The sequence below is a fragment of the Belnapia sp. genome (assembly GCF_059504005.1).
This window is the reverse complement of sequence record NZ_JCACHU010000166.1, coordinates 148601-172924: the sequence shown is the minus strand read 5'-3', so window position 1 is coordinate 172924 and position 24324 is coordinate 148601. Positions and strand designations below refer to the sequence as shown.

Sequence of the window (24324 nt, the reverse complement as noted above, 5' to 3'; positions counted from 1 at the left end):
GGCGAAGCTACCGGCGCCCCCCACCCGCCACAAGCGCCTAGCGCGGCGGCGACACCGCATGCTCACGGAGGCTCGCACCCGTCGCCGGGTCGACCTCGCGCAGCAGCACGTCATAGCTCCAGAGGCTCGCCAGGTGCCGCAGCACCTGCCGCGCCTCCTGCTCCTCCAGCAGCCGTCCGTCCTGCACACGATGCTCGAGGATCAGCCGGCGGTCGCCTGCCAGGTCGACATCCACCACCTGGATGTCGGGGTCCATCCAGGCCGGGTCGTACTGCTTGGCGAGCGCCCGCCGCAGCCGGCGGTAGCCGCGCTCGTCATGCATGGCATCCACCCGCAGCACCGGCTGCGCCGCATCGTCCTTCAGGTGGAAGAACTTCATCTTCCGCATCAGATGCGGGCTGAGGAATTGCAGGATGAAGCTCTCGTCGCGGAATTCCGACCAGCCATAGCGCAGCGTCGGCATCGGGTCCCCGCTGCCGGCGAAGTCGGGGAACCACTCCCGGTCCTCCTCCGTCGGCTCGCGGCAGATGCGCTCGATATCCTCCATCATGGCAAAGCCGAGCGCATAGGGGTTGATGCCCGAATAGCGCGGGTCGTCGAAATCCGGCTGCATGATGACGCTGGTATGCGAATGCAGCGCCTCCAGCAGCGCCCCGTCGCTCAGCCGGCCCTCGGCATGCAGCGTGTTGAGGATGCGGTGGTGCACATAGGTGGCGCACCCCTCGTTCATCATCTTGGTCTGCCGCTGCGGATGGAAATACTGCGCGACGTTGCGGACGATGCGGATCACCTCGCGCTGCCAGGGCGCCAGGCGCGGGGCCGACTTCTCGAGGAAGTAGAGGACGTTCTCCTGCGGCAGCTGCAGCATCGCCCGCCGCTTCTCGACCTCGTCGGCGCCGATGGCCTGGCTGGCGCGCTCCGGCAGCGTGCTCCAGAGCACGTTGTACATCTGCTCGTCATGCGCCCGGCGCTCGCGCACGCGCTGTTCCTCGGAGCGCAGGTCGATGGTCCGCCGGTGGTGCCGGTGCACGCCATAATTCATCAGCGCATGGGCCGAGTCGAGCACCCGCTCGACCGCGATCTCGCCGTACTTGTCCTCGCAATCCGCGATGTATCCCTTGGCGAATTCGAGGTAGTCCAGGATGCCCTTGGCATCCGTCCACTCGCGGAAGATGCGGTTGTTCTTGAAGAAGTGGTTGTGGCCGAAGGCCGCATGCGCGATCACCAGCGCCTGCAGGGTCGCGGTGTTCTCCTCCATCACGTAGGAGAGGCAGGGGTCGGAGTTGATGACGATCTCATAGGCCAGCCCGCGCAGCCCCTTGCGGTACAGCGCCTCGTGCTGGGCGAACTGCTTGCCGAAGGACCAATGCCGGTAGAAGAGCGGCAGGCCGGTGCTGGCATAGGCGTCCAGCATCTGCTCGGCGCTGATGATCTCGATCCGGTTCGGGTAGACGTCGAGCCCCAGGTCGCGGACTGCCACCTCCTCGCAGGCATCGTGGATGCGCATGAGGGTGGAGAAGTCCCAGTCGGCCCCCTCGTAGAGCAGGCCGCTCGTGGATACGGGCGCATTCATGCCTTGGCCTCCTCCAGCAATCCGCGCTTGGCGAAGAGCTCACGGAAGACGGGGAAGATGTCCCGCCGGTTGCGCACCTTCTTCATCGCCATCGGGGCGCCGGCGCTGACCAGCTGCTCATAGGTCCGCCACAGATCGGTGGGGCCCCGCGGGAAGCCGGGCATGCCGTGCTCGCCATCCCGCCCGACCTCGATATAGGCGTAGTACTGGCAGGCCGGCAGGACCTCGTCGATCAGCAGGCGCGCGGTGCGCTGGCTGTCGCCCGCGGCATTGTCGCCATCCGAAGCCTGGGCCGCATAGATGTTCCAGTCGCTCGGCGGGTAGCGGTCGGCGACCACCTTCCGCATCTCCTCGAGGGCGGTGGAGACCAGCGTCCCGCCCGTCTCCCGGCTGTGGAAGAAGGTCTCCTCGTCGACCTCCGCCGCCTCATGGGTATGGCGGATGAAGACGATCTCCACCTGCTTGTAGCGCCGCTGCAGGAAGATATAGAGCAGGGTGTAGAAGCGCTTGGCGAGGTCCTTCATATCCTCCGTCATGCTGCCCGAGACGTCCATGAGGCAGAACATGACGGCCCGCGCGACCGGGCGGGGGACCGGCTCGAAGCGCCGGTAGCGCACGTCGATCGGGTCGATCCAGGGGATGCTCTGGCTGCGCTTGAGCTGGACCGCCAGCTCCGCCTTCAGCTTGGCGATGCGCTCCTCGCTGCCGGGCTGACCTTCCAGCTCGGCGATCTCCGCCTCCAGCGCCGCCACCGCCTCCGGCTTCGGCCGCTTCAGCGCGATCCGCCGCGACAGGCTGTTGCGCATGGTGCGCGACAGCGAGAGGTTCGAAGGCGTCCCCGCCACCGAATAGCCCGCTCGGTGCCAGGCCGGGTCGGACCCCTCCACCAGGCGCCGCTTGGCCAGGTCCGGCAGTTCCAGGTCGTCGAGGAAGAGCGAGAGGAACTCCTCCCGCGTCAGGACGAAGCGGAAGGCATCCTCCCCTCCGCCATCGGGCGAGCCTTCGGAGCCGCCCCCGCCGCCCCCACTCGGCGGGCGCTGGATCTCGTCCCCCTCGCGGTACTCCTTGTTGCCCGGCAGCACATGGTCGCGGGTGCCGCCCCCGCCGTGGTGGAAGCTCGGCTCGCGGATGCCGTGCAGGGGGATCGAGACCTCGCCCCCCTCGTCGGCGCTGCGGATGTCCCGTTTGGCGGAGGCGTCCCGCACCGCCTCCTGCACCAGGGCTTTCGCCCGGCGCAGGAAACGCTGGCGGTTGGGCAGGCTACGGCCGCTTGGGTTCAGCCGGCGGTCCAGGATCTGCATCGAGCAGGCGCCTCGCGGTCCAGTTCTGGGTCAGCCGGCCTGCTTCACGCGCATGTACCACTCGACAAGCCGGCGGACCTGTCTCTCGGTATAGCCCCTGGAGACCATGCGTTGCACGAACTCCCCGTGCTTCTTCTCGGTCTCCCCGTCCTTCTTCGAGCCGAAGGAGATCACCGGCAGCAGGTCCTCCACCTGGCTGAACATGCGCCGCTCGATCACCTCGCGGATTTTCTCGTAGGAGGTCCAGGAGGGGTTCCGCCCGCCCCGGTTGGCTCGTGCGCGGAGGGCGAATTTCACCACCTCGTTGCGGAAGTCCTTGGGGTTGGCGATGCCGGCCGGCTTCTCGATCTTGGTGAGCTCCTGGTTCAGCAGCTCCCGGTTCATCATCTGGCCGGTATCCGGGTCCTTGAAGTCCATGTCCTCGACCCAGGCATCGGCATAGGCGACGTAACGGTCGAAGAGGTTCTGGCCGTAGTCGTTGTACGACTCGAGATAGGCCTTCTGGATCTCGTTGCCGATGAACTCGGCATAGCGTGGCGCCAGCTCGCCCTTGATGAACTCGAGGTAGCGCTTCTCGGTGTCGTCCGGCAGCTGCTCGCGCCGGATCGTCTGCTCGAGCACGTACATCAGGTGGACGGGGTCGGCCGCGATCTCGGTCGTGTCGTAGTTGAAGGCCGCCGCCAGCACCTTGAAGGCGAAGCGGGTCGAGGCCCCCTCCATCCCCTCGTCCGGCCCGGCCGCATCCCGGTACTCCTGCAGGTTTTTCGCCCGCGGATCGGTTTCCTTCAGCGACTCGCCGTCATAGACCCGCATCTTGGCGTAGATGTTGGAGTTCTCGTGCTTCTTCAGCCGCGACAGCACCGTGAACCGCGCCAGCATCTCGAGCGTGGCAGGCGCGCAGGGCGAGGCCGAGAGCTCCGAGGAGGAGACCAGCTTGTCGTAGATCTTCTGCTCCTCGGTGACCCGGAGGCAGTAGGGCACCTTGATGACGTAGATGCGGTCTATGAAGGCTTCGTTGTTCTTGTTGTTCTTGAAGCTCTGCCACTCCGACTCGTTGCTATGGGCCAGGATGATGCCTTGGAAGGGCAGGGCGCCGATATTCTCGGTCCCGATATAGTTGCCCTCCTGCGTCGCCGTCAGCAGCGGATGGAGCATCTTGATCGGCGCCTTGAACATCTCGACGAATTCCAGGACGCCCTGGTTCGCCCGGTTCAGTCCGCCCGAGAAGCTATAGGCATCCGGATCGTTCTGTCCGAACATCTCGAGCTTCCGGATATCGACCTTGCCGACGAGCGAGGAGATGTCCTGATTGTTCTCGTCGCCGGGCTCGGTCTTGGCGATGGCGATCTGGCGCAGGCGCGAGGGCCGCACCTTCACCACACGGAACTGCGAGATGTCGCCGCCGAAGGCATCCAGCCGCTTCAGTGCCCAGGGGCTCATCAGCCCGGTGAGGCGCCGGCGGGGGATGCCGTAGCGCTCCTCCAGCATCGGCCCCATCCGCTCCGGGTCGAAAAGGCCGAGCGGGCCCTCGAAGACCGGGCTCATCTCGTCGCCCGCCTTCAGGACGTAGATCGGCTCCGCCTCCATCAGCGCCTTGAGGCGCTCGGCCAGCGAAGACTTGCCGCCGCCCACGGGTCCCAGAAGGTAGAGGATCTGCTTCCGCTCCTCCAACCCCTGGGCGGCATGACGGAAGAAGCCTACGATCCGCTCGATCGTCTCCTCCATCCCGTAGAATTCGGAGAAGGCCGGATAGACGCGGATGGTCCGGTTCAGGAAGATCCGCCCCAGCCGCGCGTCCTTCGCGGTATCCACGACGGTCGGCTCGCCGATCGCCTTGAGGATGCGCTCGGGTGCACTGGCATAGAAGCCCGGATCCTTCCGGCAGCCTTCCAGATATTCCGAGATGGACATGTCTGTTTCGCGCCGGGATTCATAGGCCCGGGCATAATCGGCGAAGATGTCCTGCATGCTGTTCATCGGCCGCCCCTGCAAGCGCTGCCAGTTAGATGGCAACGCAGACAGTGTGCGGAATGGCCCGGCCGAGTGCGGTAAACTTTTATTGCTGCGGCGCACTGCGCTCCTGTAGACTGCAAATCACGGGAAGGGGAGGGCAGGGGTACCGACGCTGCCGAACCTCCTGTCGGCCAGCCGTGCCAAGTCAAAGCCGGCGCTCATCGCTGCTGCGTCAAATCGTCGCGGGGCATGGCGTCTGTGACACTTCATGATAGGCGCTCCTGGCATGAAGTGACGATTCAACAGTCTTTGCCGACTGTCAGTCACATTTCGATACCGAGGTGCACAACGGCAGTAAATCCGCCGCAGCACGGACCCATTGCATCGGCGGATGCAGCGGGAACCATTTAGCAATCCCTGCGCCACCTGCTATTCGTCCGCATTGGCCGGCGACCCGCAGGTCACCCCGCCATCGATCACGATGCTCTGCCCGGTCATGAAGCTCCCCGCCGGCGAGGCGAGGAAGACCGCCGCCCCCGCGATCTCGTCCGGCTCCCCGATCCGCTTGAGCGGCGTGTCCCGCGTCCGCTTCCTGTAGTTCGCCGGGTCCTCCCACAGCGCCCGGGCGAAGTCGGTCCTGACCAGGCCCGGGGCGATGCAGTTGACCCGGATGTTCTTCGGCCCCCATTCGCAGGCGAGGTTCCGCGCCAGCTGCAGGTCCGCCGCCTTGGTGATCGCATAGGCGCCGAGATTGACCGAGCCCCGATACCCCCCGATCGAGGAGATGATGACGATCGCCCCGCCCCCGCGCGCCTCCATGCTCGGGATGCACATATGCGACAGCCACATGTTCGACTTGATGTTGGTCGCCATCATCTTGTCGAAGACCTCGTCGGGGATGCCCATGGCCGGGCCGAAATGCGGGTTGATCGCCGCATTGCAGACCAGGATGTCGACCCCGCCCCAGCGCGCGATGGTCTCGTCCGCCAGCGCCTGCAGCTCCGGCTTCCGCCCGATGTTGCAGGCCATGGCCACCGCCTCGCCCCCCTTGGCCGTGATGCCGTCGACCACGACCTGACACGCATCGAGCTTGCGGGAGGAGACGACCACCTTCGCCCCATGCTCCGCCATCCGCTCGGCGATGGCCCGGCCGATGCCGCGCGACCCGCCGGTGACGACGGCGACCTTGCCGCTGAGGTCGAAGAGCGAAGATGAGGGCATCGGGGCATTCCTCCTTGGTTGTTGAGGGAAGTCTCCCCGCCGCTTCCGCCCCGCGTCAACCTGCTACAACCTTCCCCCACTGCCGCCGAGGAGCCGACAGATGACCGAGACCCTGCCCATCGCCATCTCCCTCGACGGCGCGTCCAACCTGCGCGACCTCGGCGGCTGGGTGATGGCCGATGGCCGCCGCCTCCGGCGCGGCCGTCTCTACCGCTCGGCGACCCTGGCCCATCTCACCGAGCGCGACATGGCGACCATCGCCGACCTCGGCCTCAGGACCGTCTGCGACCTCCGCGGCGTGGAGGAGGCCGCCCACCGCCCCTCCCGCCTGCCCGAGGGCGCCGAGCGCGTCCACCTCCCCATCGAGCCGACCGTCGGCACCTCGCTCGCCGACCTCATGCAGCGCGAGCTGGCGACCGGCGAGGACGTGGTCGACCTCCTTCGCCGCGCCTATCTCGATTACGGCACCCGCTTCATCGGCGCCTACCGCACTCTCTTCGACCTGCTGCTGGAGCCGGAGCGCCACGCGCTGCTCTTCCACTGCTCCGCCGGCAAGGACCGCACCGGCCTTGCCGCGGCGCTGATCCTCACCGCTCTCGGAGCCACCCGGGAGACCGTGCTGGAGGATTACTGCGCCACCGACCGCCTCTGGCGCCACGACCTGGCCTTGCCCGCGGGCACCCCGCAGCCCCTGGCCGACGCCCTCTTCGCCACCCATCCCGAGCTGCTGGAAGCCGCCCTCGATGCCGCCGTCGAGGCGCATGGCGGTGCCATGCCCCTGCTGCTCGAGCGCGGCCTCGGCCTCACCGCTCCGCGCCTCGCCCGCCTGCGCGACCTGCTGCTGGAATGATCAGGCGAGGTAGCCGCCCCCGTTCACGTGATAGACCTGCCCGGTGATCCAGGCCGCCCCTGACGAGGCCAGGAACACCGCCATGTCGGCGATATCCTCCGGCCGCCCGAGCCGCCCGAGCGGCAGCGCCGCCCCCATCGCCCGCACCTCCTCGTTGCTGTTGCCGTGGCGCGGCTGCGCCGTATCGGTGAGGCCCGGCGCGATCGCATTCACCCGGATGCCATGCGGCGCCAGCGCCAGCGCCATGGAGCGGGTGATGCCGACCACGCCGTTCTTCGTCGCGCTGTAATGCACCCCGACCGGCGTCCCCCGCACCGCGGATGAGGCGAGGTTGACGATGCAGCCCTTCACCCCCTCCGCCACCATGGCCCGGGCCGCTGCCTGGGCGCAGAACACGCTGCCCTTCAGGTTTACGGCAAAGACCTGGTCCCACTGCGCCTCCTCCATCTCGAGGAAGTCGACCCGGGGGAAGATCCCCGCATTGTTGACCAGCACCTCGACCGTCCCGAGCGCCGCCGCGGCCGCCCCGACCAGCGCTGCGCAGGCAGCGGCCCCGGCGCCGACATCGCCCTGCACCAGCGCGGCCTTCCGCCCGGCGGCGCGAACGCCCTCAGCGACCGCCTCCGCCGCCGCCCGGTCATCCAGCCAGTTGATGGCGACGTCATGCCCCGCCGCCGCCAGCGCCAGCGCGCAGGCCCGCCCGATCCCCTGCTGCGCCCCCGTCACCAAGGCCACCATCGCCCCGTCCTCCGCCCGTGCCGCGCCGCACTATGCAGCCCCGCATGGCGCCTGAGGAGGGAGCGGCGGCGGGCTGCCGCGCCGGGGGAGGGGCCTGGACCACGCCGCCGCTCGGTGTAGCCTGCCGGCATGATCGCCCTGCCCGAGACCCCGAGCCTCCGCCTTGACGGCCGCCGCGCCCTCGTCACCGGTGCCGGCCGCGGCATCGGCCTTGCCGCCGCCGCCGCGCTGGCCGGGGCAGGGGCCTCGGTCACGCTCGCCGCCCGCACGGGCGAGGAGGTCGAGGCCGCCGCCGCCGCCATCCGCGCCCGGGGCGGCCAGGCCGAGGCGCTCCGCCTCGACATCGCCGATACGGCGGCGACTGCCGCCGCCATCGCCGGCCTCCCCGCCTTCCACGCCTTCGTCAACAACGCCGGCACCTCGCGCCATGCCCGCTTCCTCGATGTGACGGAGGCGGACTTCGACGCGGTGCTGGCCCTCAATCTCCGCGGCTGCTTCTTCGCCGCCCAGGCCGTGGCGCGCCGCATGGTGGAGGAGGGCGTGGCCGGCTCCATCATCAACATCTCGTCGCAGATGGGCCATGTTGGCGGCCCGAACCGCAGCGTCTACTGCGCCAGCAAATGGGCGATGGAGGGCTGGACCAAGGCGATGGCGATCGAGCTCGGCCCCCTCGGGATCCGCGCCAACACCATCGGCCCCACCTTCATCGAGACGCCGATGACCCGGCCCTTCTTCGAGCGCCCCGAATTCGCCGAATGGGTCCTCTCCAGAATCAAGCTCGGCCGCCTCGGCCAGGTGCAGGACCTGATGGGCCCGGTCGTCTTCCTCGCCTCCGACGCCTCCGCGCTCATGACCGGCTCTGCGATGCTCATCGATGGCGGCTGGACCGCCGAATAAGGGAAACCTCCGACCATGGCCCACTGGCTCAAGCAAAGCATCTCCGCCTCCGACAAGGCCGATGCGGACACCAAGGTCCGCGGCATCGTCGAGGGCCTGCTCGCCGACATCGCCGCCCGCGGCGACGCCGCCGTCCGCGAATACTCGGTGAAGTTCGACGGCTGGGACCGTGCCGACTACCGCCTGACCGATGCCGAGATCCGCGAATGCCTGGACCAGCTCACCGGCCAGGACCTCGAGGACATCCGCTTCGCCCAGGCCCAGGTCCGCAATTTCGCCGAGCACCAGAAGGCCGCCCTCCGCGACATCGAGGTCGAGACGCTGCCCGGCATCGTCCTCGGCCACAAGAACATCCCGGTGAACTCGGTCGGCTGCTACGTCCCCAGCGGGAAGTACCCGCTGCTCGCCTCCGCCCACATGTCGGTGGTGACGGCGAAGGTCGCCGGCGTCCCGCGCATCGTCACCTGCGCCCCACCCTACAAAGGAAAGCCCGCACCCGCCATCGTCGCCGCCCAGCACCTGGCAGGCGCCGATGTCATCTACTGCCTCGGCGGCGTGCAGGCCGTCGGCGCCATGGCGCTGGGCACGGGAAGCATCGCCGCCGTCGACATGCTGGTCGGCCCCGGCAACGCCTTCGTCGCCGAGGCCAAGCGCCAGCTCTTCGGCCGCGTGGGCATCGACCTCTTCGCCGGCCCGACCGAGACCCTCGTCATCGCCGACGAGACGGTCGATGCCGAGCTCTGCGCCACCGACCTGCTCGGCCAGGCTGAGCACGGCCCCACCAGCCCCGCCATCCTGCTGACCGACTCCGAGAAGCTCGCCCACGAGACCATGGCCGAGGTCGAGCGCCTGCTGACCATCCTCCCGACGGCCGAGATTGCCCGCAAGGCCTGGCAGGACTATGGCGAGGTCATCCTCTGCGACAGCCTCGATGAGATGGTGCGGGAGGCCGACCGCATCGCCTCCGAGCATGTCCAGGTGATGACCCGCGACGACGACCACTTCCTGCGCCACATGACCAATTACGGCGCCCTCTTCCTCGGCCCCCGCACCAATGTCTCCTATGGCGACAAGGTCATTGGCACCAACCACACGCTGCCGACGCAGCGGGCGGCGCGCTACACCGGCGGCCTCTGGGTGGGCAAGTTCCTGAAGACCGTCACCTACCAGCGCGTGCTGACGGACGAGGCCAGCGCCATGATCGGGGAGGCCTGCTCCCGCCTCTGCATGCTGGAAGGCTTCGCCGGCCATGCCGAGCAGGCCAATATCCGCGTGCGCCGCTACGGCGGCCGCAACATCCCCTATGCGACCGCGGCGGAGAAGCGCTGATGGCCCTCGACCTCCTGCTCCGCCACGCCCGCCTGGCCGACGGCACCGCGACCGATATCGGCGTGAAGGACGGGCTGATCGCCGCCCTCTCGCCTAGCCTCGGGGCCGATGCGGCGGAGGTGGTGGACTGCGCCGGCCGCCTCGTCTCCCCCGGCCTCGTCGAGACGCATATCCACCTCGACAAGACCTGCACCATCGACCGCTGCGCCTGCGAGACCGCCCGCTTCCCGCACGGGGCGATGGAGCGCACCAGCGCCATCAAGCACACATTCACCGTCGAGGATGTCACCGACCGCGCCCGCCGCACCCTCGAGAAATGCATCGGCCACGGCACCACCCTGATTCGCACTCATGCCGAGGTGGACCCGAAGGTCGGCCTGCGCGGCTTCGAGGGCGTGAAGGCCCTGGTCGATGAGTACAAATGGGCCATCGACATCGAGATCTGCGTGATGCCGCAGGAGGGGCTGCTCAACAACCCCGGCACCGACGAGCTGATGGTCGCGGCGCTGCGCAGCGGGGCCCGCGTCGTCGGCGCCGCCCCCTCCTACGATACCGACCCGGCCGGCCAGATCCGCCGCGTCTTCGAGCTCGCCCGCGAGTTCGACGCCGATATCGACATGCATGTCGACAGCGGCTCCTCCGCCGCCCATCTCGACACGCGCTTGGTCTGCGACCTGACCGAGCGGTATGGCTGGGGCGGCCGTGTCGCCTGCGGGCACCTGACGAAGCTCTCCGTCATGCCGCTGCCGGAGCTCGACGAGATGGCGAAGCGCATGGCCGGCACCGGCGTGGCGTTGACCGTCCTACCGGCGACCGACCTCTATCTCGGCGCCCGCGACCGGGACCACCGCATCGAGCGCAGCGTGGCGGACGCCAACCGCCTGCACCGGCTCGGCGTCACCTGCTCACTCTCCTCCAACAACATCCTGAACGCCTTTACGCCCATGGGCGACGGCCAGCTCATCCGCATGGCGAATCTCTACGCCAACGTCACCCAGCACGCGATGCCGGACGACCTGCGCGAGACCTGGGCCATGTTCACCACGGAGTCGGCCAGGCTGATGCGCCGCCAGGATTACGGCATCGCGGTCGGCAACCCCGCCGACCTCGCCCTGATCGACGCGCCGGATCCGGTCGCGGCCATCCGCGAGGTCGCGCCCGTCCTCGCGGCCTTCAAGCGCGGCCGCCGCAGCGTCACGCGCCAGCCCGTCACGCTGCATCGCCCGGAGTGACCCCATGACCAGCGTCACCGACCGCCGCCTCCGCTTCCGGAACGTCCTCGCCGGGCCGGCCTGCGTGCATCCCGGCTCGGTCTTCGACCCGATGTCCGCCCGCATCGCCGAGGATCTCGGCTTCGAGGTCGGCATGTATGCCGGCTCCACCGCCTCGCTCACCGTGCTCGGCGCGCCCGATCTCATCGTGCTCACCCTCAGCGAGTTCGCCGAGCAGGCCCGCCGGATCTGCCGCGCCGTCCGCACCCTGCCGCTGTTGGTCGATGCCGACCATGGCTACGGCAATGCTCTCAACGCCATCCGCACGGTGGAGGAGCTGGAAAATGCCGGCGTCGCCGCCATGACGCTCGAGGACACCGTCCTCCCGCGCCCGCATGGCGATGGCCGTGTGACGCTGATCTCGCTGGAGGAGGGCCTCGGCAAGGTTCGCGCCGCGCTCGCCGCCCGCGACGACCCCTCCTTCGTTATCGTCGCCCGCAGTGGCGTCGTCTCCGTCAACGGCGTGGAGGATGCCGTCGCCCGTACCAAGGCCTATACCGCGAGCGGCGCGGACGCCCTCTTCTACACCGGCATCAAGACCCGCGCCGAGCTCGAGGCCGTCGCCGCGGTGGCCACCCGCCCCATCATCCTCGGAGGCATCGAGGGCACGGAGCTGAAGGACCGCGACTACCTTGCCGCCCGCGGCGTCCGCATCGCCCTCCAGGGCCACCAGCCCATCATGGCCGCCCAGCAGGCCGTCTACGCCACGCTGAAGGCGCTCCGCGAGGGCGTGCAGCCGGCCGATCTCCCCGGCCTGCCGGAGCCCGGCCTGATGCCCCGCATCACCCGCGACGCCGACTACAAGCGTTGGACAAAAGAATTCCTCGGAGGGAACTAGACATGTCGAACACGGCGGAAAGCCCCTTCCAGACCCTCCATGAATTCGTCAAGGAGGCGAAGGGCCGCCTCAGCCCCGGCAACTGGGACTACCTGGTCGGCGCCACCGAGACCGAGACGACGATGATGCGCAACCGCGCCGACATCGACGGCCTCGCCTTCCGCCCCCGCGTCCTCCGCGATGTCTCCAACATCGACCTCACCGGCCGCTTTCTCGGCAAGCCCGTCACCCTGCCGGTGATGCTGGCGCCCGTCGGTGGCCTCGAAAATTTCGACCCGCAGGGCGGCGCCCCCGCCGCCCGCGCCGCGGCCGAGTTCGGCGTGCCCATCATGGTCTCCTCCGTCTCCATGCCCGGTCTTGAGCCGATGGCTAAGGCGGGGCAGGGGCCCAAGGTCTTCCAGCTCTATGTCCGCGGCGACTTCGCCTGGATCGAGGAGATCACCCAGCGTGCCATCGATGCGGGCTACGATGCCTTCTGCCTGACGGTGGACACCGCAATCTACAGCCGCCGCGAGCGCGACATCGCCAAGCGCTTCGTCAAGCCTTGGCGCCAGCGCGCCACCGGCCAGCACTTCCAGGCGGCGCTCAGCTGGGACGACGTGAAGCGCTGGAAGGACCGCTTCCCCCGCATGCCGCTCGCCCTCAAGGGCATCGCCACGGCGGAGGATGCGGTCCTCGCCGTCGAGCATGGCGTCGAGGTGGTCTATGTCTCGAACCATGGCGGCCGCCAGCTCGACCACGGCCGCGGCTCCATCGCCGTGCTGCCGGAGGTGGTGAAGGCGGTGGAGGGCAAGGCGAAGGTCTGGGTCGATGGCGGCTTCGTGCGGGGGAGCGACATCGTCAAGGCCGTCATCCTCGGCGCCGAGCTAGCCGGCATGGGCCGGATGTACTGCTACGCCCTGGCCGCCGCCGGCGAGGCCGGCGTCGCCCGCATGTTCCAGCTCCTGCAGGAGGAGGTCCACGAAGTCCTCGGCCTGCTCGGCGTGACGAGCTTCGGCCAACTCGACGGAAGCTACCTCCACCCCGTCGCACCCGTGGTGCAGCCCCACGTCCACAGCGCCTTCCCGCTGACCAACCTCAGCGACCCTGGCTACCGCTAGACCCCGGCCGCATACCCGTCCCGCTGCGGATCGGCGCCGCCCTCGGCGGTGCCGTCCCAGACGGCGATGCCATGCACGCCGGCAAAGGCGTAGCTCTGGTAGCTCCGCTTCGTCGGATAGCCCATCGCCTGCAACGCCCGCTCCGTCGCGCGCGGGATGCGGTTGGACAGGTCGATGGTCTCGCCCGTCGCCGAGAAGCGCGGCGCCATCACCGCCTCCTGCATCCCCATCCCCCAGTCAAGCAAGTTGAGCAGCACCTGCGCGACCGCGACGGTGATCCATGCTCCACCCGGCGCCCCGAGCGTCACCACGGGCTTGCCCTCCCGCAGCACGATGGTGGGCGTCATCGAGGAGTAGCGCCGCTTCCCCGGCGCGATCGACCCGGCCCGCCCGGGCCGCGGGTCCATCCAGTTCATCGCCCCGTTCAGCATGAACCCCATCCCCGGCACGATCAGGCCGGAGGGCACGGCAAGGGTATGCGTCATCGAAACCATCATGCCATCCGCATCGACGCAGGAGACATGCGTGGTGTTCGGCGCATCGCTCCTCGCCCGGGTCAGCGAGGCCCGCTCCCCCCGCCGGATGCGTGCCGCGCACTCCTCCGCATATGCCTCCGACAGCAGCCGCTCCACCGGCACCGGCTGGAAGGCCGGATCGCCGACATGCGCCTCCTTGTCGATGCCGGCGATCTTCATCGCCTCCGCGACGACGGCGATGTAGTCCGGCGTGTTGTGCCCGAGCGCGGTGAGGTCGAAGCGCTCCAGGATCCGCAGCATCTCGCCGACGACGATGCCCCCCGCCGGCGGCTCCGGCAAGGCCAGCTCATACCCGCGATAGGGCATCCGCAAGGGCGGCGCCTCCGCCACCCGGAACCCCTCGAGATCGCCGGCGGCGATCAGCCCGCCCCGCTCCTCCATCGCCGCCACGATCGCCCGCGCGATGCGCCCGCGGTAGAACTCCTCCGCGCCGCCCTCGGCAAGGACCCTGAGCGTCGCCGCCAGCCCCGGGTTGCGCACCGCCTCGCCGAGCCGCTTCGGCGTCCCGTCCTCCCGCAGGTAGAGCAGCCGGCCCTCCTCGGTGAAGCCGAGCTTCTCCGGGTAGCTCATCCGGCCATAGGGCCGCTCGTCGAGGGTGAACATCGCCTGCACATGCGGGCGGATGATCCAGCCCTCCTCGGCGAAGCCGATCGCCGCCTCGAAGAGGCTGGCCCAGGGCTTCCGCCCGAGCCTCGCATGCGCATCCGCGAAGACCCGCAAGGCTCCCGGCACGGTGACTGCCTTCGCCCCGCACTCGTTCTCGTGACCGCGGACGCGATAGCCGAAGCCGTCCGGGCACTCGCCGAGGAAATCCGCGGCCCACATGTCCTCCCGCACCGCGCCTGGGCAGGTGCCGAGCCCGTTGAGCACCGCATGCGTCCCGCTCGCGGGATCGAAGACCTGCAAGGTGGCGATCCCGCCGATCCCGCACATCATCGGGTCGACGACCCCCTGCGCCAGCGCGCAGGCCAGCGCCGCATCCAGCGCATTGCCGCCCGCGGCGAGCATCGCGGCCCCCGCCTCCACCGCCTCCGGCTGCGGCGCGACCACCATGGCGCGCGGGGAGGGGAGGCGACGCTCCGGCCGCATCACTCGGCCGCCCGCAGCCCGTCCCACCAGGCGCATTCCCCCGGCATGAGGACGTGGTTCCCCGGCAGCACCTGCACCGGCGCCCGCTCCCCCTCGGCCGCCGCCATCAGCCGCATCCGCCGCGCCTCGGCCCGCATCTCCGGTGGGCCCCAGCTCCGCTCATGCCCCCAGAGGCTCGGCCCCGAGGTCATCTCCACCGGCTTCCAGGAGCCCGGGTCGATCACCCGCCCGCCCCAGCCATACTCCACCATGAAGCCCCCCGGCGTCCGGGCATAGAAGCTGGTCATGAAGTCGTTGGTGTGCCGCCCGAGGCTGACCCCAATCCGGCCCTCGTCCAGCATCGCCAGGTCATAGCCCTGGCCGACATCGTCGAGGCTGAACAGCTCCAGCATCAGGTGGTGCAGCCCGGCCTGGCCGGTCTCGATCAGCGCCAGCGAATGATGCCGGGGATTGACGTGGAGAAAGGTCGCCCTGAACGGGTGGGTGACGAAGTCCGAGACCCCGAAGCCCAGCACATCCCGGTAGAAGGGCAGCACCGCCTCCATCCGCGGCACCGTCAGCACCGCATGCCCCATGCCGAGCGGCCCGGTGCGGAAGCCGCTGATGCAGCGCCCCGGCCGGAAGGGCTCCGCCGTCACCTCCGCCCCGTGGACGATCTCGAGCCGGTTGCCGACCGGATCCTCGCTGACGACCAGCCCGGCGACCCGGCGCTGCGCCGCCAGCCCCGCATCGCCCTGCGCAACCGGCACGCCCAGGCCCTCCAGCCGCGCGGCGACCGCGTCGAGCGCCGCCCCATCCGCCACCTCCCAGCCGAAGAACCGCGCCCCGTCGCCGGCGCCCGGCACCACCAGCAGCCGCTGCTTCCGGTCATCCATGCGGAAAGTGAGCTGCGCCCCGCTCCGTTCGGCGAGCTGCAGGCCGAGCAGGCCGGTGCCAAAAGCCGCCCAGTCCTCCAGCCGGCTGGCCTCGATGCCGACATAGCCGAGCGCCTGGATGGCCATGATGTCCTCCCCTTCGCCGCCTCCCCGGCAGCATCGCGCCGATGGGGCCGCCGGTCACATGAAAAGCGCCGGTTGCCGCAGCCAACCTCACCCTCCGAGCGCCATCCCATGGGATGGACCCGGCGCCGGTCTCCGCGCGGAAATGAGACGGCACCACATTCGGCGAGCCCTCGCAAATACTCGTGCTGAAAGAATACTCACATCCGAGGCAAAGCCTCATTATTCCCTCTGACTCACAATGGCTTCGATCATAATACGCCTCGTTCCCATACAAGGCGTGCAAGCCATGCGATATGCGATACTTGGCCTTTCCCTGGCCACGATGCCGCTCGTCGTTGCCGCGAGCCTGACAGCCGCCGCGCAGCCGGCCCTGCCGGTCGCGGCCGAGGCCGGGCCGGATGTCGGCCTGCCCCACCCGCCCTCGGTCCAGTGCCGCCCGGTCTATGCCCCGGTCGCCGTGACCTTGGGCCCCGCCCGCGCCGATGCGGAGCGGAGGACCGAGGGCCTGCTCCTCATCGGCATGGTCTGCACCAGCGGCGGGTGACGCAAGATCCATGCGTGACTTCCTGCTGGCCTATCTGGCGCTCCTGGTCACGCCTGGCCCGAATCTCCTGGTGATCGCCGGCTTCGCCGCCTTGCGCGGGCTGCGCGGCGCGCTGCCGATCTGCCTCGGCATCGCGCTCGGCGCCGGCACGCTGAGCGCGGCGCTCGCGGCGGTCCTCGGCAACGCCCCGGCCGCCGCCGGCTGGGCCAAGGCCGGCCGCGTCGCAGCGGCGGCGCTGCTTCTCCTGGTCGCCCTCGCGGTTGCGCGCAGCCGCCGGCCGGACGCCGGCCGCGCCCCGCGCCGGGCCCAGGGCGCCGAGTTCGGCGCCGGCTTCTGCACCGCCCTCACCAACCCGATGACGGCCGCCTTCTTCGCGGCCCAAATTCTGGGGCCGCTCGCCTTGTCCGAGGGCCTCCTGCCGATGCTGCCCCTGGCGGTGACGGCGACGGCGCTCGCGGTCTCCCTCGTCCTTGCCACGCTGCTGGCCTATCCGGCCTGCCAGCGCATGGCGCTCGACTGGCACCGCCCGATCCGCCTGGCCACGGCCGCCGTCCTGGTGGCGATGGCGGGCTCGATCCTCGCCACGCCCTGAGGGGGTGCCGGCCGCGCCGGCGGATGGCAGCCTCCCCAAGGCCTTCCCGGCGATGGCGGGCCACGCCGGCCAGGGACGAGGACCCGACCGGCACCTGCCCCGAGGGCGGGATGGTTCGGCCGGGGCGCGCTACGCCAACCCCTTGGACGCCTTCTCGAACGTCCCCTTGCTGAGCTTCGGCGCCGCCAGCACCCGCTGCAGCTCCTGGCGCATCAGCGCCGCCCGCGCCGGCGCCTGCCGGCGCCACTGCCCGAGCGGCCCGACCATGCGCGCCGCGATCGAGCCGTTGATCGGGTCGAGCGCGATCACCGCATCGGCCAGGAACCGGTACCCCTCGCCATCCTCCCTGTGGAAGTGCAGCGGATTCCCCGCCGCAAAGGCCCCGACCAGGGAGCGGGCGCGGTTCGGGTTGCGCAGGTCGAAGTCCGGATGCCCGTAGAGCGCCCTGACCGCCTCCAGCGTATCCGCCCGCGATGACATCGCCTGGATCGAGAACCACTTGTCGAGCACCAGGTCGTCGCCCCGCCAGCGCGCATGGAAGTCGGCCAGCGGCCCCTCCCGCGCCGGCCCCTCGGCATCGGCGAGCAGCGAGAGCGCCGCGAGCCGGTCGGTCATGTTCCCCGCCGCCGCATACTGCGCCTCGGCAAGGCCGGTGTCGCCGGCCGCCACGAGATAGGCGAGGCAGGCATTGCGCAGCGCCCGCCGCCCGATGCTGCGCCCGTCGACGCGGTACTCCCCCGCCTCCGACAGCGCGCCATAGGCTTCGCGCAGCACATCGCCGCAGCGCCGCCCGATCTCCCGCCGCAGGTGCTCCCGCACCGCATGCACCGCGGCCGGCTCGGCGACCTCCATCTGGTCGGCGACGAAACCCTCGCCCGGCAGGGCCAGCGCCTCCGCGGCGAAGGCCGGGTCCGCCTCCGCCCCGCCCAGCGTGGTGCGCACCGCCTCCTCCAGCGCCGCATCGAAGCCGAGCGCCTCGCCCCGCTGGTGCGCCGCCACCATCTCCAGCATCAGCGCCGCGGCATATTGCAGCCCGCTCTCCCAGCGGACGAAGGGGTCCGTGTCGTGCACCGCGAGGAAGCGCAGCCGCTCCCGCGCCACGCCCTTCAGCTTCACCGGCGCCGAGAAGCCGCGCAGCAGGGAGGGGACGGGCGGCCCGTCCACATCCTCGAAGGTGAAGCTCTGCTCGCCGCCCTCCAGCAGCAGCACCCGCGTCCCCGGCCTGGCCTCGTTCTCCCCGGCGAGCCGCGTCGCCACCTCCCGCCCGCCCGCATCGAGCAGCCCCATGGCGACGGGGATGGGCACCGGGTGCTTCTCGGCCTGCCCCGGCGTCGGCTTCGTCGCCTGCCGCAAGGTCAGCACCCAGCGACGCGCCGCCGGCTCGTAGCGATCCTCGGCGGTGAGCTCCGGCGTGCCCGCCTGGTCGTACCAGCCCATGAAGGAGGAGAGGTCGACGCCGGACGCCTCCTGCATTGCCGCGACGAAATCCTCGATCGTCACCGCCTGGTTGTCGCAGCGCGCGATGTAGAGATCCATCCCCCGCCGGAAGGCCGCCGCCCCGATCCGCGTATGGATCAGCCGCACCACCTCCGCGCCCTTCTGGTAGACGGTCGGGGTGTAGAAATTGTCGATCTCGATATAGCTGTCCGGCCGCACGGGATGCGCCATCGGCCCTGCATCCTCGGGGAATTGCGCGCCGCGCAGCCCGCGCACGTCGCGGATGCGCTTCACCGCCCGGCTGCCCTGGTCCGCCGAGAATTCCTGGTCGCGGAAGACCGTCAGCCCCTCCTTCAACGAGAGCTGGAACCAGTCCCGGCAGGTGACGCGGTTGCCCGTCCAGTTGTGGAAATACTCATGCGCGATGACGGTCTCGATGCCCTGGTAGTCGCCATCCGTCGCCGTCTCCGGCTTGGCGAGCACGTATTTGGTGTTGAAGACGTTGAGCCCCTTGTTCTCCATCGCCCCCATGTTGAAGTCGGAGACGGCGGCGATGTTGAACACGTCGAGGTCGTATTCGAGGCCGAACACCTCCTCGTCCCATCTCATGGAGCGGATGAGGCTGTCCATCGCATGGCCGCAGCGGTCCTCGTCGCCCCGCCGCACCCAGATGTTGAGCGCCACCTGCCGCCCGGATTTCGTGACGAAGCTGTCACGCACGTCGACCAGATCGCCGGCGACGAGGGCGAAGAGGTAGCTCGGCTTCGGATGCGGGTCGACCCAGCGCACCCAGTGCGTGCCGTCCCCGCCATGCCCCGCCCCCGCCGGATTGCCGTTCGAGAGCAGCACCGGGCAGCGCGCCCGCTCGGCATGGATGGTGACGGTGTAGCGCGCCATCACATCCGGCCGGTCGGGGAAGAAGGTGATGCGGCGGAACCCCTCCGCCTCGCACTGCGTGAAGAAATTGCCCCCGGAGGTATAGAGCCCGGACAGCTCGGTATTCTTCTCCGGCGCGATCCGCACCAGCGTCTCCAGCACGCCCGCATCCGGCGCATCGGCGACGGTCAGCGACCCGTCCCCGCCGAGCCTCGTCCGCCCCTCTGCCAGGGCCGCCCCATCGAGCCTGGCCTCCAGCAGGGTCAGCCCATCCCCGTCCAGGCGGAACTCGCCCGGCCCGTTGCGCCGGAATGCCAGCCGCGCCCGGACCAGCGTCGCCGCCGGGTCGAGGCGGAATTCCAGCTCCACCGTATCGATAAGGAAGGCGGGCGGCCGGTAATCGGCCCGGTGGGTCGTGTGCGGAGCGCTGTCGGGCATCGGTGTGAACCCCTCCCATCTCGGTCATCCGGGAGATCGGGTCGCCCCCGCCATTCTGCGAGGGGCCCCCTCAATCCACCCGGATCCGGTTGGCCTCGATCACCTGCCGGAACTGCTTCCGGTGCGTCTTCAGGAAGGCGGTGAACTCCGCCGTCCCCCGCGGCTCCGGCTGGAAGCCGATCGCGGCCAGGCGCGAGCGCACCTCGTCCGTCGCCATCGCCTGCCCGGTCTCCTCCGCCAGCCTGGCGACGATCTCGGGCGGCGTCCCCGCCGGCATCATGTAGCCGCCGAAGGCGCCGACATCGAAGCCCGCCGCCTCCGGCACGCTGGCAAGCGGCGCGATCCCCGGCGCCAGCGCGCTCCCTGCCGCGAGGGTGATGCCGAGCGCCCGTAGCGCCCCCTGCCGCACCAGCGGCCCCGTCGCCGCCAGCGTGTCGACGGCGAAATCCACCTGCCCCGCGACCACCGAGGTCAGCGCCGGCCCGCTGCCCTGGAAGGGCACGTGCACGGTGTCCGTCAGCCCCGTCTTGCTCAGGAACATCAGGGTGATGAGATGCGCCGCTGCTCCGGTGCCCGAGGAGGCGTAGGTGAACTTGCCCGGATTGGCCTTCACGACGCGGATGAACTCCGCCGTATCCTTGGCGGGGAAGTTGTTCGTCACCGTCAGCAGGTAGGGCGAAATGCCGATCATCGCGACCGGCGCGAGGTCCTTCTCGGGATCATAGGGCGTCCGCTGCACCAGCGGCGCCGTGGTGATCGGCCCGGTCGAGGCGGCAAGGATGGTGTAGCCATCGGGCGCCGCCTTGGCGACCGCATCCGTCCCGATCATCCCGGCCGCGCCCGCCTTGTTGTCCGGCACGATCGGCTGCCCCCATTGCGCCGAGACCTGCTGGCCCGCGACCCGCGCCATCAGGTCCGTCGCCTGCCCTGGCGGCCAGGGCACGACCAGCCGCACGGGGCGGGACGGGTAGGGGCCCTGCGCCTGCGCCTGCGCAAGGCCGAGGCGCGGCGCGGCAAGCCCTGCGCCGGCGAGCAGAAGGGTACGACGATCCACGGCAGGTTTCCCCTTTTTTTCGTTTTGCCGGGCGAGCATAGGGCGGGAGGCGCGCCTGCTCCACCCACATCTGACGAAGCCGCGTCAGCAGACGACCAAGCGGATGCTCTTGCCCCGCTCCATCAACGCGAAGCCATGGTTGATCTGCTCGAGCGGCATGGTGCGGGTGAGCGCCGCGTGCTGATCTCCGCGCCGACGACGCCGATGATGATGCTCCCGAGCCAGCCGGGACGCGTGCGATCCGGCGTTCGGCGCATGACCTTGGCATTGCCGATGCATTCGAAGGAAAAACGGTGACGCCGGCGCGCACCTCGCCCGCCCTCGGCCTCGAGGATGACTAGGTCACTGCCGCACGTCCCTCATGGACTGGCCCCCTGCCGAAGCCGGCGGCACCCCGCCGCCGGTCCCGGCAAGGGTCCGGAATGCGTCTTAGTCCTTCAGCTCGGCCGGCACCTTGCCGCCATTCGCGGCCAGCTTCTGCATGACCTGCTTGTGCAGCCAGATGTTCATCGATGCCGAGTCACTGGTGTCGCCGGAATAGTTGAGCTCCTTCGCCAGCTCCTTCCGGTTCTCGAGGCTGCTGTCGAGCTCGAGCAGCTTCATCAGGTCGACGATGGAGTGCCGCCAGTCCAGTCGCTGCCGCTGCTGCGAGGCCAGCCCGTCGAGGATGCCCGTCACGTCGATTGGCGCCGAGGCGGTCGCCGCCCCCGCCGCAGGCAGGTCATCCGCCGGGCCCGGCGATTGCGGCGGCGCCACCGCGGCCCCGTCGGATGCGGGGGCGGCCTGGGCATGCCCCCGCAGCTTGTCGAGAATTCGGCCGAACAGACTCATGCGGATCACTCCATGGGATTGCCCAGCCCCAACGATCCGCGGCCCTTCCGGTTCGCTCATGGGCCATGGCTGGCCCGTACAAGGGTCTTTCCCTCCTCCTCCGAGTAGACGAAAAGGAGCGCGGCCGGCGGCAGCGTCACATGCAGGCTTCGATGGCACACGCCGCACATGGCTCGGTCGACGAGAAGGTGGCCGAGGCGAGCGCTGCGCTGCCACAAGATGGCTGAGGCATGCCCTTCGACATGGGTCGCGATATTGCCCTGGCTCGGTCCGCCGGAGGTGAAGCCGCGCCCTTCGCCTCGCGGCACGCCACCGCGCTGGGTCCCGCCCCAGGGTCCGCCCTCGATGCCGCTCTTCAGGAAGATCGGCGGTTGCATGGCGTCGCCGACGAACAGCACGCCGACGGCCTGGTCATGCCCGACAAAGAAGCGGCGCGCCTCCTCCAACAGGGACCGCGAATAGGAGGTGAGGCCGCGAGCATGGGTGTAGAGCTTCTCGTCGGCGGCCAGCTTGGCCTGCGGATCGAGCGCCATGGGTTCCTCCCGCCCTTGTTGCAGGGCGATTCTGCCTCCGGCCGCCCGAACCTGCCATTCAATCCGAAGGGTTCAGATCAACGGCGCGCCCTCCGGCTCCAGCGCCCGTTGCAGGAAGCCGTCGGCCAGCGGCGCATAGTCCTCCCAGAGCGTGCGGAGCGCGGGCAGCGGCGCCGCCGCCTTGTCGACGCGCAGGTCGACATAGGGAAAGACCTCCCGCCAGACGACCAAGAGGCTCGCGGAGCTCACCGCCCCATGCTCGCCGCCCGCTGCCTCGCCGGCCTCCAGCCCCCGCATCAGCCGCTCCGCCAGCGGCAGCTCCGGCGCGGCGACGAAGGCCCCCACCATCGCGCCCGGCACCGCGGATGAGGCGAGGATGTTGCCGATGGCCACCACCCCCTCGCCATGCGCGGCACCGAGCCCCGGCTTCACCTTCGTTCCATGGAAATGCGCCGTCCGCCCTTCGGCATCGAGCACCGCGACCTGCCGCCAGGCATGATGCGGCGTCGATGCCACCAGCGCCGCCACCACCGCCTCCGCGCCGCAGCCCGAGCGCAGCAGGTCGAGCCCCCTTGGCCCCAATCCGGGATCGGTCCGATGCTGCGTCAGGACCGCCCCGACCCCCGCCGCGCAGAAGGGTACCCGGCTGCCGACCGCGATGGAGGAGGTCGTCACCGCCGCGCCGATCTGCCCCGTCCTCGGGCAGCGGCCGATGAGCGAGAAGGTCACGGCCGCACCCCCCGCCCGATCCGCCCCGGCTCCCGCAGCTTCTCGGCGTAATCCGCGAACTCGCAGAGCAACCGCCGCGTCTGCCGCGGGTCGATGATCTCCTCCGCCCAGAAGGCCTCCGCCGTCCTAAGCGGGCTGCGCAGCTTCTGCAGCCGCGCCTCGATCTCCGCGAGCTTCGCCCTCGGGTCCTCCGCCGCCTCGATATCCGCCCGGTAGGCCGCCTCGATCCCGCCCTCGAGCGGCAGCGACCCCCAGCGCGCCGAGGGCCAGGCATAGCGCAGCGAGAACCGCCCCGCCGGCTGGTGGATCGCCCCCGCCACCCCGAAGGCGTTGCGCAGGATCACCGTGCACCAGGGCACCCGGCTCTGGTTGATCGCCGCCATCGCCCGCACGCCCCAGCGGATCGTCCCCCGCTGCTCCGCCTCGAGGCCGATCATGAAGCCCGGGCAGTCCATCAGATGCACCACCGGCAGGTGGAAGGTATCGGCCAGGTCGACGAAGCGGATGATCTTGGCACAGGCATCCGCCGTCCAGGACCCGGCGTAGAACATCGGGTCCCCCGCGATCACCGCCACCGGCAGCCCGTTCAGCCTTGCCAGCGCAGTGACGACCGAGCGCCCGAAATACCGCCCCGTCTCGAAGACGCTGCCCGCATCGAGCAGCCCCTCGATCAGCGGCCTGATCCGGTAGGCCTTGCGGATCTCCCGCGGAATGGCCGAGAGCCAGTCCTCATCCGCCCGCGCCGGGTCATCCCCGCAGGCCGCCCGGGCGGGCAGCTCATGGACGGAGCTCGGCAGGTAGCTGAGGAAGCGCCGCGCCGCCGCGAAGGCCTCCTCCTCGCTGTCGACCGCATGGTCGACCGAGCCCGCCCGGGTCTGCGTCTCCCACCCGCCCAGCTCCTGCTTGGTGAACTGGCGCGGCCCGAGCGCATTCACCACCGGCGGCCCAGCGACGAACATCGCCGAGCCCTCCTTGGTCATCACCGAGAAATGCGTCGCAGCGAGGCGCGCCGCGCCGAGCCCCGCCACCGAGCCGAGCCCCAGCCCCACCACCGGCACCACCGAGAGGTTGTCGCCCGTCAGGTGGTACATCGCCTCCCCGCCGATCCCGCCCGGCAGGTTGGCCCGCCCGGTGGTCTCGATCGTCTTGACCGACCCGCCGCCGCCCGAGCCCTCGATGATCCGGATGAGGGGCAGCCGCAGCTCGCGGGCCATCCGCTCCGCCATGATCGGCTTCTCGCGGATCGTCGCATCCGCGCTACCGCCGCGGACGGTGAAGTCGTCGCCCACGATGACCACCGGCCGCCCCTCGACCCGCCCGCGCCCCATGACGCAATTGGAGGGCGTGAAGGCCGCCAGCTCCCCATCCGCTCCGTACTGCGCCTTGCCCGCAATGGTCCCGACCTCATGGAAGGAGCCTGGGTCGAGCATCCGGTCCACCCGCTCTCGCACCGTGAGCCGGCCGCCGGCATGCTGGCGCGCCACCTTCTCCGGCCCGCCCATCGCATGGGCCAGCGCCTCGCGCCGGGCGAGGTCCTCCAGCTCCGGCTGCCAGCTCATCCGCCCCTCCATGTCTTTCCCAGGATGCTATGGC

At 70.0% G+C, this 24324-nt stretch carries 22 protein-coding genes; 9 read left to right on the top strand and 13 right to left on the bottom strand.

Annotated elements, in window-relative coordinates; genetic code table 11:
* Window positions 1–37: 37 nt before the first annotated feature.
* The 4 genes from AC5JJ1_RS26360 to AC5JJ1_RS26345 form a co-directional block, all read right to left on the bottom strand.
* Window positions 38–1573 (bottom strand): SpoVR family protein, encoded by a 1536-nt coding sequence (locus tag AC5JJ1_RS26360; protein ID WP_495788094.1) that lies wholly within the window; start codon window positions 1571–1573, stop codon window positions 38–40.
* Window positions 1570–2874 (bottom strand): YeaH/YhbH family protein, encoded by a 1305-nt coding sequence (locus tag AC5JJ1_RS26355; RefSeq protein ID WP_495788093.1) that lies wholly within the window; start codon window positions 2872–2874, stop codon window positions 1570–1572. Before AC5JJ1_RS26355 ends, AC5JJ1_RS26360 begins: the two co-directional genes overlap by 4 nt.
* A 30-nt stretch (window positions 2875–2904) precedes the next feature.
* A complete protein-coding gene (locus tag AC5JJ1_RS26350) occupies window positions 2905–4851 on the bottom strand; it encodes a PrkA family serine protein kinase (protein WP_495788092.1) in 1947 nt (648 codons plus the stop codon).
* 405 nt (window positions 4852–5256) lie between these two features.
* Complete coding sequence (locus AC5JJ1_RS26345; RefSeq protein ID WP_495788091.1) at window positions 5257–6048, bottom strand: SDR family NAD(P)-dependent oxidoreductase; 792 nt, start codon at window positions 6046–6048, stop codon at window positions 5257–5259.
* A gap of 100 nt (window positions 6049–6148) precedes the next feature.
* Here AC5JJ1_RS26345 and AC5JJ1_RS26340 point away from each other — a divergent pair, with 100 nt between their 5' ends.
* Window positions 6149–6898 (top strand): tyrosine-protein phosphatase, encoded by a 750-nt coding sequence (locus AC5JJ1_RS26340; RefSeq protein ID WP_495788090.1) that lies wholly within the window; start codon window positions 6149–6151, stop codon window positions 6896–6898.
* On the opposite strand, the gene AC5JJ1_RS26335 is transcribed toward AC5JJ1_RS26340, so the two are convergent.
* A complete protein-coding gene (locus tag AC5JJ1_RS26335; RefSeq protein ID WP_495788089.1) occupies window positions 6899–7636 on the bottom strand; it encodes an SDR family NAD(P)-dependent oxidoreductase in 738 nt (245 codons plus the stop codon).
* Between the two features lie 129 nt (window positions 7637–7765).
* Here AC5JJ1_RS26335 and AC5JJ1_RS26330 point away from each other — a divergent pair, with 129 nt between their 5' ends.
* Genes AC5JJ1_RS26330 through AC5JJ1_RS26310 form a run of 5 tightly spaced genes read left to right on the top strand, consistent with a single transcriptional unit; the run spans window position 7766 to window position 13071 of the window.
* Window positions 7766–8533, top strand: a complete 768-nt coding sequence (locus AC5JJ1_RS26330) for an SDR family NAD(P)-dependent oxidoreductase (RefSeq protein ID WP_495788088.1) — start codon at window positions 7766–7768, stop codon at window positions 8531–8533.
* Between the two features lie 15 nt (window positions 8534–8548).
* The gene (gene hisD / locus AC5JJ1_RS26325) at window positions 8549–9862 is read left to right on the top strand and encodes a histidinol dehydrogenase (protein ID WP_495788087.1); all 1314 of its coding nucleotides are present in this window, start codon (window positions 8549–8551) and stop codon (window positions 9860–9862) included.
* On the top strand, window positions 9862–11094 hold the full coding sequence (locus tag AC5JJ1_RS26320; RefSeq protein WP_495788086.1) for an amidohydrolase family protein: 1233 nt from the start codon (window positions 9862–9864) through the stop codon (window positions 11092–11094). The genes hisD and AC5JJ1_RS26320 overlap by 1 nt, the downstream gene beginning before the upstream one ends.
* Before the next feature lie 4 nt (window positions 11095–11098).
* On the top strand, window positions 11099–11971 hold the full coding sequence (locus AC5JJ1_RS26315; RefSeq protein WP_495788085.1) for an isocitrate lyase/PEP mutase family protein: 873 nt from the start codon (window positions 11099–11101) through the stop codon (window positions 11969–11971).
* Between the two features lie 2 nt (window positions 11972–11973).
* Complete coding sequence (locus tag AC5JJ1_RS26310; RefSeq protein ID WP_495788084.1) at window positions 11974–13071, top strand: alpha-hydroxy acid oxidase; 1098 nt, start codon at window positions 11974–11976, stop codon at window positions 13069–13071.
* Here the strand turns inward: AC5JJ1_RS26310 and AC5JJ1_RS26305 are convergent.
* A complete protein-coding gene (locus tag AC5JJ1_RS26305; protein ID WP_495788083.1) occupies window positions 13068–14696 on the bottom strand; it encodes a gamma-glutamyltransferase family protein in 1629 nt (542 codons plus the stop codon). The two genes, AC5JJ1_RS26310 and AC5JJ1_RS26305, sit on opposite strands and share 4 nt — an antisense overlap.
* The gene (locus tag AC5JJ1_RS26300; RefSeq protein ID WP_495788082.1) at window positions 14696–15697 is read right to left on the bottom strand and encodes a VOC family protein; all 1002 of its coding nucleotides are present in this window, start codon (window positions 15695–15697) and stop codon (window positions 14696–14698) included. Before AC5JJ1_RS26300 ends, AC5JJ1_RS26305 begins: the two co-directional genes overlap by 1 nt.
* A gap of 322 nt (window positions 15698–16019) precedes the next feature.
* Here AC5JJ1_RS26300 and AC5JJ1_RS26295 point away from each other — a divergent pair, with 322 nt between their 5' ends.
* Complete coding sequence (locus tag AC5JJ1_RS26295; protein WP_495788081.1) at window positions 16020–16241, top strand: hypothetical protein; 222 nt, start codon at window positions 16020–16022, stop codon at window positions 16239–16241.
* A 10-nt stretch (window positions 16242–16251) separates the two neighbouring features.
* Entirely contained in the window at window positions 16252–16833 is a 582-nt protein-coding gene (locus tag AC5JJ1_RS26290) for a LysE family transporter (RefSeq protein WP_495788080.1), read from the top strand.
* A 129-nt stretch (window positions 16834–16962) separates the two neighbouring features.
* Here the strand turns inward: AC5JJ1_RS26290 and pepN are convergent, their stop codons facing one another.
* Window positions 16963–19584 (bottom strand): aminopeptidase N, encoded by a 2622-nt coding sequence (gene pepN, locus AC5JJ1_RS26285; RefSeq protein WP_495788079.1) that lies wholly within the window; start codon window positions 19582–19584, stop codon window positions 16963–16965.
* 70 nt (window positions 19585–19654) lie between these two features.
* Window positions 19655–20638, bottom strand: coding sequence for a Bug family tripartite tricarboxylate transporter substrate binding protein (locus tag AC5JJ1_RS26280; protein ID WP_495788078.1), 984 nt, complete (start codon window positions 20636–20638; stop codon window positions 19655–19657).
* Window positions 20639–20773: 135 nt separating this feature from the next.
* Here AC5JJ1_RS26280 and AC5JJ1_RS26275 point away from each other — a divergent pair, with 135 nt between their 5' ends.
* Window positions 20774–20935, top strand: coding sequence for a hypothetical protein (locus tag AC5JJ1_RS26275; RefSeq protein WP_495788077.1), 162 nt, complete (start codon window positions 20774–20776; stop codon window positions 20933–20935).
* Between the two features lie 132 nt (window positions 20936–21067).
* Here the strand turns inward: AC5JJ1_RS26275 and AC5JJ1_RS26270 are convergent, their stop codons facing one another.
* The 4 genes from AC5JJ1_RS26270 to AC5JJ1_RS26255 all read right to left on the bottom strand — a co-directional run bounded on the left by AC5JJ1_RS26270 (window position 21068) and on the right by AC5JJ1_RS26255 (window position 24290).
* On the bottom strand, window positions 21068–21469 hold the full coding sequence (locus AC5JJ1_RS26270) for a DUF3597 domain-containing protein (protein WP_495788076.1): 402 nt from the start codon (window positions 21467–21469) through the stop codon (window positions 21068–21070).
* A 56-nt stretch (window positions 21470–21525) separates the two neighbouring features.
* The gene (locus AC5JJ1_RS26265; RefSeq protein ID WP_495788075.1) at window positions 21526–22002 is read right to left on the bottom strand and encodes a hypothetical protein; all 477 of its coding nucleotides are present in this window, start codon (window positions 22000–22002) and stop codon (window positions 21526–21528) included.
* Between the two features lie 72 nt (window positions 22003–22074).
* The gene (locus tag AC5JJ1_RS26260; protein ID WP_495788074.1) at window positions 22075–22731 is read right to left on the bottom strand and encodes a DUF1028 domain-containing protein; all 657 of its coding nucleotides are present in this window, start codon (window positions 22729–22731) and stop codon (window positions 22075–22077) included.
* A complete protein-coding gene (locus tag AC5JJ1_RS26255; RefSeq protein ID WP_495788073.1) occupies window positions 22728–24290 on the bottom strand; it encodes an acyl-CoA carboxylase subunit beta in 1563 nt (520 codons plus the stop codon). The genes AC5JJ1_RS26260 and AC5JJ1_RS26255 overlap by 4 nt, the downstream gene beginning before the upstream one ends.
* Window positions 24291–24324 lie beyond the last annotated feature (34 nt).